The organism is Fredinandcohnia onubensis (genome assembly GCF_002734215.1).
GTDB classification, from domain to species: Bacteria; Bacillota; Bacilli; order Bacillales; family Bacillaceae_L; genus Ferdinandcohnia; species Ferdinandcohnia onubensis.
In genome coordinates this window covers 20,804-31,463 of record NZ_NSEB01000027.1, presented here as the reverse complement: position 1 = coordinate 31,463, position 10,660 = coordinate 20,804, and the positions used below count along the sequence as shown (strand labels likewise).

The window sequence follows — 10,660 nt, the reverse complement described above, 5'->3', positions numbered from 1 at the left end:
TTAAGTGTCTACTCTACAGGGTACAGTTTAGTTTTCCTTCGGTTTTTAACGCATTACTTATTTCTTTTTTCGTTTTTTCGCTCTTGCATCGGCTGCATTTGAGCGTGCTAGCGCTTCTAAATCGTCTTGGTCAGCAAGTTCACGTGAGAACTCGACATCTCGACCATCTGATTTCATGTTTTGTGGAACCTGTGGTAAGTTCCCTTTGTTCTTATCACGTGATTTTTGTCCTCTTGATCTGCCCATTCTCAACACCATCCTAGATAATAGTGGAGAGGTCACAAATGTAACCTACTCAATTATAGGATGACCTTGAAAAACCACTTAAATAAGTGGAAGATACTGATATGTATTAATGTCTTGCCTGCTTCTTCGTATACCCACCGGCTTGATCTGCCATTTTAAAATCCCTAGAATATGAAACCTCTTGCATGCTGCTTAAAGTGCTTTTTGACTTATTGTCACGCTTTTTTTCTTTTGCCATCAAAGATTCCTCACTTTCTAAGTAATGTAGTATTAGTTTATCCATTCCAAAAAAATCCAAACAAAAAACCCGTTGAAAATAACGGGTTTAAGCTTCTCTTAAATGTTCTTCTTCAGTATTGTGTCCAACACGTAAAGTGTGTAATGTATATAAATCTTTGGAAACCTCATAAAGATTATAAATATCACCATCAGCATTGATTTGGTCAAGTAATGACTTTCGCGTTTCATTGGCGAATGATACAAACGGCAGCTTTTGAACAGCTTTTGTTGAGCGATGGTTTACTTTCTTAACTCTCATAAAAATCGTTTCAATACCAAGTTCAAAAAAGAGTTCTGCAAAAAATGCATCCTTTGCTACTTGATTGTAGCCTTTTCCATGAAATGGTTTGCCAATCCAAGTACCAAGAAATCCAGCATTGTCCGCAATGTCGTATAAATTTATCGTTCCGATCGGAGAGCCCCACTCGTCTAAAATGGTACGTGAAATCAATTCACCACGCTCTTCTGCCTCCATCGTTTGCTTTGTTACAAATAAAAACTCTTCATAGGAATAAGCCTTTTGACGCACAAATGGGAAGACATCTGGGTGCACCAGTAAGTCATAAAGCGCTTGACAATCCTGAAGTTCACGTTTTTTTAGCATCAGTTTCCCCTCCAGATGAGGACAGACCAGACCTGTGGCAGGATCCACCCTCGAAATTTTTTGTATTGATAAAAAATTTCGGGGTGGGAATCGAACCCACTAGAACCAGTGAAACTGGTGGCGCACCATTTGCCTTCCCTAAAGTTAGCCAACTTGAATTAGCCAATTTTAAGTTTGTATTTTATTGTTGTGTTGTTCTTTTTTTTACTTCACTCTAGGTATCATACTCGAATCTTTTGTAAAAATAAATAGGTTTTTTGTGAAATTTTTGTATCAAATTTTTGGTAATTTCGACGGTTTTGTAAAGACTTTGATGAATCATGTCGAATCAACCTTTTATAATGTGACTCAACGCCTGTTCTAATGTTTTATAGGTAAAAGAAAACCCGTGCTCTTCTAGTTTTTTTGGTAACACTTTTTGTCCTTTTAAAACCAAGATGCTCATTTCACCGAGTAATACCTCTAAGGCAAACCCGGGTACTGGAAGCCAATGTGGTCGGTGCATAATTGCTCCGATGGTTTGACCAAAGTGTTTCATTTGCATGGGCTGTGGGGCTGTGAAGTTAACTGAGCCATGAACGGATGGATTGTGTAAAAGAAAATCTACGCCTTGAACAACATCATCAATATGAATCCATGATAACCACTGTTTTCCTGAGCCGATCGTGCCTCCGATGAAAAAATGATAAGGTAACACCATACGTGTAAGAGCACCACCATCCTCACCAAGAACAACGCCAAAACGTAAGAAACAAGTTCGGACACCTAGGTTAGTTGCTTTCTTTGCTTCGTCTTCCCAAGCAATTACGGTCCTTGCTAGAAAGTCACTGCCAGTTTGCGTAGAATCTTCTGTAAAAGTGTCGGTCTCTGAAGTACCATAAATTCCAATTGCACTTGCATTCAACAAGACTTCCGGCTTTTTAGGCAAAGAAGAGAGTATGCGAAGAATTTCCTTTGTTGCTGATATCCGGCTTTCTGTTATTCTTTTTTTACGTGTCTCTGTCCATCTACCACTATTCAACGATTCACCAGCAAGATTAATCATAGCATCTAGTCCTTGTAGCTGGTTTTCTGGGGAACTTGTTGATGTTAGCCATTCAACATAATGTAGGTTTGGGTGATGACTTGTATAAGTAGTATTTCTTGTTAAAATAAATACGTCGTGATTCTGATCCAAAAGAAAATCGGTAAGCTTTTTCCCGACAAAGCCAGTTCCACCAGCAATCGCAATCTTCATTTTTTTCTTCCTTTCTATGCCTTTTCCTACATAATTCAATAAGTTTTCCATTTATCCTCTAAATTTCTGTGCTACTATAAAGGGGAGGTGTAATTGATATGGCCATTATAGCGAAAATCACAACTCAAAAGAAAAACACAGAGCGATTTAATATTTTTCTTGATCACGGGAAGGGTGAGGAATATGCTTTTAGTGTTGATCAGGATATCCTTATTTCTTTTCAGCTAAAAAAAGGGATGGAGCTTGATGAGTTAGACATTTCGGAAATACAGTTTGAGGATGAAGTGAAAAAAGCCTTTAATTTGGCATTGAATTTTTTATCCTATAGAATGCGTTCGACGAAGGAAGTCATTGATTATCTTAAGAAAAAAGAAGTTGATGAACCCATTATTCCAGACGTGATTCATAAACTGGCCGACTATAAATACATAAATGATGAGGAATTTGCGAAAGCGTATGTCCAAACACAAATTAATACAACCACAAAGGGTCCTGAGGTTATTAAACAAGAACTTTTTGAAAAAGGAATTGGACAGGATTTGCTATTGAAAAGTCTTGCCCTCTTTACGATGGACGAGCAAGTGAAAAAGGCCATTAAGCTTATTTCAAAAACAATCCCAAAAAACAATAAAGCTTCAGAACGTCAAACAAAACAAAAAATCGAACAAACCCTTCAAAGAAAAGGTTATTCATGGGACGTCATTCAAATCGCCATGGAAGAAGCATCGATTGAGAAGGACACAGATGAAGAGTGGGGAGCCCTCGAGCACCATGGTATGAAGGCTCATCGTAAATATGAAAAATTAGATGGATGGGAATACGAACAAAAAATGAAACAAGCTCTTTTTCGCAAAGGCTTTGACTTAGATATGATTGAAAAATTCATCACCCACATAAAGGATGGAGAGAACTAACATGCAAGAAAAACGATATAGCCAAATGACAGAATTTGAATTAAGACAAGAAATTGCTGGCTTAAAGGAACAAGCCCGAAAAGCAGAACAGCTTGGCATTGTAAATGAACTTGCTGTGCTCGAACGAAAAGCTTCTATGGCTAAAGCATATCTCCTTAATCCAGAGGATTACAAACCTGGTGAAACATATGAAATTGATGGTGACCCTGGCAGTTATTTTAAAATCGACTACATCAATGGTGTGTTTGCTTGGGGACATCGAATGGGTCAAGAGGACAAAGAAGAAGCATTACCGATTTCATTGCTTATTAAAGAATAATAAAAACCAGAGAGAAACGATCTCTCTGGTTTTTATTTTATGATTGTTTTCTTGTTTGATGCTCCAATATAATGAGATTTTGTGTGCGTCTTGTTTCACCATTAACCTGTGCCCAAGCATGTTTCGGATTAGCCCATGCTTGTTGAAAAGGATTATTGTACTCATTTCGTTTATAGCCTTTTTTACCCATTATACGCACCTCCAAGTTATATTCGATTCGATTTTTTAGGCCCACGTGATGTGGGTCAAAAGACGAAGACTGCAGGATGTGGCGTCTTGTCTTTGATCTAAATAACACCTAAATTAAAAATCGTGTCGTTCACTTGAAGCCTTCATTCGCTCCTGTGGATGTGTGTTAATGGAACCATCTGCTCTTGTTGAAGCGTATTCTGCCTTTGCTCTAGGCTCACCCTGAAACTTATTACGATTCTGATTTGGGAATCCTCGTTTTTTGTTCCGCATGCGAATACCTCCTATAGAAGCAAAATTGGACATCGTGCCAAAAGGGATTTCTCTCCTTTAAACACGTATTACTAGTATGGAGTTCTTGGCCTCTTATGATGTAAAATGGAGAACGTGAATTAATGGTAATCTTAATCAAGTAATTGGAAGTAATAAGCCCCATAACAAACATTGTTATGGGGAAAATGGTCTAACTTGGAATGAGCTCTAGTTTCTTACGGAGCTTTTCTTCACTAAAAATCCAGCCAGTATAGGATGTTATAATGTTTAAATCAAGATCCAACTGTACAACGGCAACAAATGGATAATGTCCCTTGCTTCGGTACCTTAAGTCAATAAAGCGAACTTCAAAATAATCATCATACTCATCAACTTCCCAGCGATAAACGGGTGAGAAGTGAAGGAACGCTGCTAAGTTCTTGTCCTTTTTCGCAGCATTTATAACAGGTGTGTCAGGAATTGGGCGTTTTGCAAATTGATCGTGTAAAATAAGTTCGTTGTTTATGGAGCGAGCGACATAAAAGTATTTCTCTGTTATGACAGCAATATGCCATTGACTGAAACGATAGGTTGGAGAAATAATAACCTCCGTAATTTCTTCATCGATTTTAGCACGAACGGCTGCTTCAACATTATTCCGCATTCGAAATCGAATGATATAATAAACGAGAAGGATCGCATAAATGGAAAAGAAAGTAACCCCTGGATGAAGTCCAAGCTTCCACACGATAATTCCAACTAGGTGAATGACGAAGATAAAAGGGTCAAATGTGTTGATAACACCTAATGCAACCCATTTGTGAGAAAAGGGTCGCAACGCTTGTGTTCCATATGCGTTAAAAATATCGACAAATACATGGAGAATGACACCGATAAAGGTCCACATCCAAAGATGTAACAGATTCGCTTCAGGGAAAAAGAATAAAAGAGCGCCAGTTATCAGAATTGGCCAAAGTAAAACGGCTGGTATGGAATGTGTAATTCCTCGGTGATTTTTTATATAATTAGCATTGTTTCGCAATTTAAGTATAGTATCAAGGTCTGGTGCCTGTGACCCAATTAGCGTACCAAAGATCACAGCTTGAGTGGTAGCTGGGTTAATCGTAACATTTGGGTCAAGTGTGGCAATGCCACCTAAAGCAAAACCCATAACGACATGTGTTCCTGTATCCAAAATGGGACCTCCTTTTTCAAATGTTCCTAAGTTTAATGTAACCAACAATCTCAATTTAAAAAGATATTTGATAAAAATTGACTGGAACACTAACTTCTTTGGGTATTGAGATCGGATTTCTAGAAGAAGGACACGCTTCTTTTTAATGTAGGTAAATTATTTTAATTTTATCACCTTGGGAGAGGGAATGGTATTGATAAATGAAACTTTTAGAAAATTTTTCGATAAATGAATTTCAAAAAGATTTAATTGAATGGTTTGAAGAGGAACAAAGAGACCTTCCATGGAGGCAGGATCAAGACCCGTATAAAGTATGGGTTTCGGAAATTATGCTCCAGCAAACTAGAGTGGATACTGTCATTCCGTATTTTGAGAATTTCGTTTCTAAGTTTCCGACAATCGAAGCTCTTGCTGAAGCGGAAGAAGAGAAAGTTCTTAAAGCATGGGAAGGTTTAGGGTATTATTCACGCGTTCGAAACCTTCATGCAGCTGTAAGGGAAGTGGCGCAAGAATATGATGGCAAGGTTCCAAATACAGTTGAGGGAATCTCGAGCCTAAAAGGTGTAGGCCCATATACGACAGGGGCTATTCTAAGTATTGCTTATGGAATCCCAGAGCCAGCAGTGGATGGAAATGTGATGCGAGTGCTTTCGAGGATTTTATCAGTATGGGATGACATCGCTAAGCCCAAAACGCGCCAGCTGTTTGAGGACATTGTCAGAGAGATTATCTCAAAAGACAATCCATCTGCTTTTAATCAAGCTTTAATGGAATTAGGTGCACTCATTTGCGTTCCAGGAAACCCAGCTTGCCTATTATGTCCTGTACGTGAACACTGTAGAGCATTTGCGGAGGGTGTTCAAAAAGAACTACCAGTAAAGAGTAAGAAAAAGGCACCAACGGCTGTTTCTATGGCGGCAGTGGTTTTAATAAACGACGATGGTAAATTTTTAATCCATAAACGACCTGAAAAAGGACTTTTAGCAAATTTATGGGAATTTCCAAACAACGAAACCATTCTAGACGTCCAGGCACCAAAAGAACAGCTCGGAGATTTTTTGACCAATGAGTATCAAGTAAAAGCAAAAATTGGACAAGCATTCACGACGATCCAGCATGTGTTTTCTCATTTGATTTGGAACATAACCGTTTTTGAAGGGAAAATAGAGGGTACCATAAATGAAACCGACAACTTGAAACTGGTTAGCTTAAAGGAAATGGAAGAGTACACCTTCCCAGTTTCCCATCAAAAAATATTAAAAAGCTACCTCACCAAATAAATGGGTCAAGGGGACAGGTCCCTTGACCCACTTTATCTCTACCTAAAGATTAATCATACGACAATTTTATATCACTTGTATATTCATTGTTACGATGGAAACCGCCCCTGGCTTCAATTTCCTGGACAATTTCACGGTGAAGGGATTGGCCCTCAGCATTTAAATAAGGGACAATTTGTTGAAAGGAATGGTGGAAAAAAGCAAGCTCGCTTTCCTTCCATTCATTTTTTGGGATCATTGATAAATGAGTCATGTCTCGACCAGCATACATCTTCAATTACCCTCCTTTTTGAACATGATATTAGTTTCACTATGTTCAATTAATAAGATTATCCAAAGCATGTAAAATTATCCTATTTTTAAATAAAATTTTTTTTGGATATTAAATTCCTTTCTAGGACAAATTAATTGTCGTGGAGGTGATTACAAATGGCTAAACAACCAAACAAAACTTCAGCTGGAACAAACGTTGAGCAAGTTAGACAACAAAACGCTCAATCTCAAGGTGCTGGTGGTCAATTCGGTACTGAGTTTGCTAGCGAAACAAACGCACAAGAAGTAAGACGTCAAAACCAACAGTCTCAGTCTAACAAAGGCCAAGGCTAATATAAACAACATACTTACTGCTTTACCCAAAACACTTCCTGTATTCGTCGGGAAGTGTTTTCCATTTTCTTGAGTTGGATGAAGTAGCTTCCATAAGCAGGATGAAGTACCGACCGGGGCAACTGCCTACGCGTAAAGTCCTTCATAAGCAGGATGAAGTCCTGACAGGAGCAAAGGTCACCGAGTAAAGTCCTTCATATGGGGGATGAAGTCCTGAACGGAGCAACTGTCCACGCATAAAGTCCTTCATAAGCAGGATGAAGTCCTGAACGAAGCAAAGTTCACCGCGTAAAGTCCTTCATAAACCTGGATGATATCCTAAATCAATCAATGAACCGCCAGCAAACGTCATTCCTTGATAGTTTGACAAAACCTCCTATATAACTACATACATAGACAAAGGAAATTGAGTCTATTTCCAGAAATAATAGGTTATAACAATAATATTAGTTCATAGACAATTAGGAGGATCACATGATGAGCAATTTTAATGCCCTTGTTGGTGAACAGTTAAAAACAATGGATAAGCTACTTTTCATTCAATCTGAAATTGAAAGATGCCAAGAACTAGAGAAGCAAATTTTAGAACTTCAAAAAGAAACTGAACTCCAGCCAATACAAGAAGAGATAAAACGTATGCAAGATGAGCTAACGCAGATTCATGACTTATTTCAGCAACAAACTGAAGAAGTTATTCGATCCTATCAAGGCAAAATCCATCAAACTGTCTAAATATGTTGCGTAAAAGAGTCATCGAAAAATAACGATGGCTCTTTTGTTTTAAAAAATCGGACTAACCGTTATAATAGTAAAAAAAGGTTTTTCTTTGTTTTTATACATTCGATATGGGAGTTCGGCATTAAACCTATCGAATAAAATACAAAATCTATATCAAATATAGGAAGATTTAGAAATGTATAAGACAAAGCTGCCCAAAGTGAAAGTAGGGAGAGAGAATGGGTATTCCCATGGAAGGAGACAAAATACAAATCCATAGTTATAAACATAATGGCCATATTCACCGTGTTTGGGAAGAAACAAGAGTGCTTAAAGGTACACAAAGCATAGTTATTGGCGGGAATGACCGCACAACTGTGACAGAGTCCGACGGCCGGACTTGGATTACACGTGAACCGGCTATATGTTACTTTCATGCGCGCCATTGGTTTAATATTATCGGAATGATACGTGAGGATGGGGTTTATTATTACTGTAATATCAGTTCACCGTTTATTTCCGATGATGAAGCATTGAAATATATCGATTATGACTTGGATATAAAGGTATTTCCAGATATGACTTTTATCTTATTAGACGAGGATGAGTATGAAAAGCATCGTCGTGAAATGAATTATCCTGATGTCATCGATAAGATATTAAAAAATAATGTGGACAAGCTTATCCAATGGATTCGTGGACGTAAAGGTCCATTCGCACCGGATTTTATCGATATCTGGTATGAGCGCTATTTAACCTATCGAAGTTAAGATTTTCACCTGAACCTGTTGAAATGAACAACAGGTTTTCAAATTTTAACCCGATTTTTTTCGGGTAATAGATTGTACAACAACTAGAAGGAAGGTCAGGGGATTGGGGAGTACTAAACGTTATATGAAATTTGTGAAGCCGTACCGGTTTCAAATCTTTGTCACAATTATCATTGGTATCATAAAATTTTCGATTCCAATGCTCACCCCACTATTACTGAAATATGTATTGGATGATGTCATCGCTGCAGATCTTACCCAAGATGATAAACTATCGAAACTTTTCCTAGCGATGGGAATCATGTTATTTATTTTTCTTGTACTACGGCCACCTGTTGAATATTATCGTCAATATTATGCACAATGGGTCGGTAGTAAAATCCTTTATGATATCCGTGACCAGCTTTTTGACCATATACAAAAGCTAAGTCTAAGGTATTATGCCAATACACGAGCGGGTGAAGTAATATCCAGGGTTATCCATGATGTGGAACAAACAAAAACATTCGTCATTACAGGGTTAATGAACTTATGGCTTGATCTGTTTACCATTTTAATTGCAATTGGAATTATGCTGACGCTCGATATTCCATTAACGATCGTTTCTATTATTTTATTTCCACTCTATGGATTTTCGATTAAGTATTTTTATGGCAGGCTGCGCCATCTTACAAGATCGAGATCACAGGCGTTGGCAGAGGTGCAAGGGTATCTCCATGAACGTGTACAGGGGATTCCTGTTATCCGAAGTTTTGCAATTGAAGATCATGAACAAAGGCTTTTTGATAAACAAAACAGCAATTTTCTACAAAAGGCATTAGACCATACAAGCTGGAATGCAAAAACCTTTGCTGTCGTTAATACGATAACGGATATCGCCCCACTACTTGTAATCGGGTATGCAGGCTATCAAGTGATTCAAGGTGATTTAACAGTCGGAACGTTAGTTGCGTTTGTCGCTTATATAGATCGACTCTACAACCCGTTAAGACGACTTGTAAACTCATCAACAACATTAACACAAGCCCTTGCTTCGATGGATCGTGTATTTGAATTTATTGATGAAAAATATGATATCGTCGACGGGCCGAATGCGGTTGAATGTAAAAATGTATCCGGAAATATGAGTTTCGAAAATGTCACATTTTCATATGGCGATGATGATGACGATCAAGTCGTTTTAAAGAATATTAATCTTAACATTCAAAGTGGAGAAACAGTTGCTCTGGTCGGAATGAGTGGTGGAGGAAAGTCGACACTCGTCAGCTTAATACCGAGATTCTACGATGTAACTGGAGGGAGAATCTTATTAGATGGGACGGATATTCGTTCTTATAAAGTAAGAAGTCTTCGTGATAAAATTGGTATGGTCCATCAGGATACCTTTTTATTTAGTGAATCAGTTAAGCATAATATTCTTCTTGGTAAGCCTGGAGCAACTGACGAAGAAATTATTGAAGCAGCTAAAGCTGCAAATGCCCATGAATTTATCGAAAATCTTCCTCAAGGCTATGATACAAAAGTAGGGGAACGAGGCGTAAAGCTATCAGGTGGACAAAAACAACGAATTGCAATTGCACGCGTATTTTTAAAAAATCCGCCATTATTAATCTGGGATGAAGCAACTTCAGCATTGGATCTTGAAAGTGAACACCTCATTCAGGAATCACTAGAGGAATTAGCAAAAAATCGTACTACCTTTATCGTTGCGCATCGATTATCGACGATTACGCATGCTGATAAAATTGTCTTAATAGAGCATGGGGAAATCGTAGAAGTCGGAACGCATGCCGAATTAATGAGCCAAAAAGGACATTATTTCAACCTATTCCAGGTACAACAACTTGATGATTAAGGAAAGCAAATGGACACGGATAAACTTCCGTGTCTTTTTTTTATCTTCAGATTCGACGGGGTTCTGATTGGGATGAAATCTTTTTGTTATTTCCAGGGAAATCGTGTCGAATCATAAGAGAAAATTCCTTCGTTTCTCGAAGCCTTTTTTTTACAATGTTGTAATAATTCGTCCACCTTTTTAATAAAACTTCTTGT

At 38.0% G+C, this 10,660-nt stretch carries 15 protein-coding genes; 7 read left to right on the top strand and 8 right to left on the bottom strand.

All coding sequences use genetic code 11. From position 1 onward, the window contains the following. Positions 1-57 precede the first annotated feature (57 nt). From CKK03_RS22780 to CKK03_RS22765, 4 genes are all read right to left on the bottom strand, one after another. A complete protein-coding gene (locus CKK03_RS22780) occupies positions 58-246 on the bottom strand; it encodes a YfhD family protein (RefSeq protein ID WP_099364791.1) in 189 nt (62 codons plus the stop codon). A 106-nt stretch (positions 247-352) separates the two neighbouring features. Beyond that, a complete protein-coding gene (locus CKK03_RS22775) occupies positions 353-484 on the bottom strand; it encodes a YfhE family protein (RefSeq protein WP_099352896.1) in 132 nt (43 codons plus the stop codon). Between the two features lie 87 nt (positions 485-571). After that, on the bottom strand, positions 572-1,129 hold the full coding sequence (locus CKK03_RS22770; RefSeq protein ID WP_099364790.1) for a GNAT family N-acetyltransferase: 558 nt from the start codon (positions 1,127-1,129) through the stop codon (positions 572-574). Positions 1,130-1,457: 328 nt separating this feature from the next. Further along, entirely contained in the window at positions 1,458-2,366 is a 909-nt protein-coding gene (locus CKK03_RS22765) for a TIGR01777 family oxidoreductase (protein ID WP_099364792.1), read from the bottom strand. Between the two features lie 98 nt (positions 2,367-2,464). On the opposite strand from CKK03_RS22765, the gene recX reads away from it, so the two are divergent. Next, positions 2,465-3,280: a recombination regulator RecX gene (gene recX, locus CKK03_RS22760; RefSeq protein WP_099364789.1), complete on the top strand. Its 816-nt coding sequence runs from the start codon at positions 2,465-2,467 to the stop codon at positions 3,278-3,280. Between the two features lies 1 nt (position 3,281). Continuing rightward, a complete protein-coding gene (locus tag CKK03_RS22755; protein WP_099352813.1) occupies positions 3,282-3,599 on the top strand; it encodes a YfhH family protein in 318 nt (105 codons plus the stop codon). 37 nt (positions 3,600-3,636) lie between these two features. On the opposite strand, the gene CKK03_RS22750 is transcribed toward CKK03_RS22755, so the two are convergent. From CKK03_RS22750 to CKK03_RS22740, 3 genes are all read right to left on the bottom strand, one after another. Next, positions 3,637-3,789, bottom strand: coding sequence for a YpzG family protein (locus tag CKK03_RS22750; RefSeq protein ID WP_099352812.1), 153 nt, complete (start codon positions 3,787-3,789; stop codon positions 3,637-3,639). A gap of 113 nt (positions 3,790-3,902) precedes the next feature. After that, positions 3,903-4,061 carry a small, acid-soluble spore protein K gene (locus tag CKK03_RS22745; protein WP_010677476.1) on the bottom strand — a complete coding sequence of 53 codons (159 nt, stop codon included), beginning with the start codon at positions 4,059-4,061 and terminating at the stop codon, positions 3,903-3,905. Positions 4,062-4,251: 190 nt separating this feature from the next. Then, positions 4,252-5,235 (bottom strand): metal-dependent hydrolase, encoded by a 984-nt coding sequence (locus CKK03_RS22740; protein ID WP_099364788.1) that lies wholly within the window; start codon positions 5,233-5,235, stop codon positions 4,252-4,254. A 200-nt stretch (positions 5,236-5,435) separates the two neighbouring features. On the opposite strand from CKK03_RS22740, the gene mutY reads away from it, so the two are divergent. Further along, complete coding sequence (mutY, locus tag CKK03_RS22735; protein WP_099364787.1) at positions 5,436-6,515, top strand: A/G-specific adenine glycosylase; 1,080 nt, start codon at positions 5,436-5,438, stop codon at positions 6,513-6,515. Positions 6,516-6,564: 49 nt separating this feature from the next. Here the strand turns inward: mutY and yfhS are convergent, their stop codons facing one another. Beyond that, on the bottom strand, positions 6,565-6,786 hold the full coding sequence (gene yfhS, locus CKK03_RS22730; RefSeq protein ID WP_099352809.1) for a mother cell protein YfhS: 222 nt from the start codon (positions 6,784-6,786) through the stop codon (positions 6,565-6,567). A gap of 158 nt (positions 6,787-6,944) precedes the next feature. Here yfhS and CKK03_RS22725 point away from each other — a divergent pair, with 158 nt between their 5' ends. From CKK03_RS22725 to CKK03_RS22710, 4 genes are all read left to right on the top strand, one after another. Then, positions 6,945-7,121, top strand: coding sequence for a gamma-type small acid-soluble spore protein (locus CKK03_RS22725; protein ID WP_099364786.1), 177 nt, complete (start codon positions 6,945-6,947; stop codon positions 7,119-7,121). Between the two features lie 477 nt (positions 7,122-7,598). After that, entirely contained in the window at positions 7,599-7,853 is a 255-nt protein-coding gene (locus CKK03_RS22720) for a YgaB family protein (RefSeq protein ID WP_099352807.1), read from the top strand. Between the two features lie 224 nt (positions 7,854-8,077). Next, on the top strand, positions 8,078-8,608 hold the full coding sequence (gene ntdP, locus CKK03_RS22715) for a nucleoside tri-diphosphate phosphatase (RefSeq protein ID WP_099352806.1): 531 nt from the start codon (positions 8,078-8,080) through the stop codon (positions 8,606-8,608). 103 nt (positions 8,609-8,711) lie between these two features. Beyond that, positions 8,712-10,463: an ABC transporter ATP-binding protein gene (locus CKK03_RS22710; RefSeq protein ID WP_099364785.1), complete on the top strand. Its 1,752-nt coding sequence runs from the start codon at positions 8,712-8,714 to the stop codon at positions 10,461-10,463. Positions 10,464-10,660 lie beyond the last annotated feature (197 nt).

Bases quoted from the DNA above. Each gene is read 5' to 3' on its own strand.
- CKK03_RS22750 (WP_099352812.1), bottom strand. From the start codon at position 3,789: ATGGGTAAAAAAGGCTATAAACGAAATGAGTACAATAATCCTTTTCAA.
- CKK03_RS22775 (WP_099352896.1), bottom strand. From the start codon at position 484: ATGGCAAAAGAAAAAAAGCGTGACAATAAGTCAAAAAGCACTTTAAGC.
- yfhS (WP_099352809.1), bottom strand. From the start codon at position 6,786: ATGTATGCTGGTCGAGACATGACTCATTTATCAATGATCCCAAAAAAT.
- CKK03_RS22770 (WP_099364790.1), bottom strand. From the start codon at position 1,129: ATGCTAAAAAAACGTGAACTTCAGGATTGTCAAGCGCTTTATGACTTA.
- CKK03_RS22745 (WP_010677476.1), bottom strand. From the start codon at position 4,061: ATGCGGAACAAAAAACGAGGATTCCCAAATCAGAATCGTAATAAGTTT.
- CKK03_RS22765 (WP_099364792.1), bottom strand. From the start codon at position 2,366: ATGAAGATTGCGATTGCTGGTGGAACTGGCTTTGTCGGGAAAAAGCTT.
- CKK03_RS22780 (WP_099364791.1), bottom strand. From the start codon at position 246: ATGGGCAGATCAAGAGGACAAAAATCACGTGATAAGAACAAAGGGAAC.
- CKK03_RS22720 (WP_099352807.1), top strand. From the start codon at position 7,599: ATGAGCAATTTTAATGCCCTTGTTGGTGAACAGTTAAAAACAATGGAT.
- recX (WP_099364789.1), top strand. From the start codon at position 2,465: ATGGCCATTATAGCGAAAATCACAACTCAAAAGAAAAACACAGAGCGA.
- ntdP (WP_099352806.1), top strand. From the start codon at position 8,078: ATGGGTATTCCCATGGAAGGAGACAAAATACAAATCCATAGTTATAAA.
- CKK03_RS22755 (WP_099352813.1), top strand. From the start codon at position 3,282: ATGCAAGAAAAACGATATAGCCAAATGACAGAATTTGAATTAAGACAA.
- mutY (WP_099364787.1), top strand. From the start codon at position 5,436: ATGAAACTTTTAGAAAATTTTTCGATAAATGAATTTCAAAAAGATTTA.
- CKK03_RS22725 (WP_099364786.1), top strand. From the start codon at position 6,945: ATGGCTAAACAACCAAACAAAACTTCAGCTGGAACAAACGTTGAGCAA.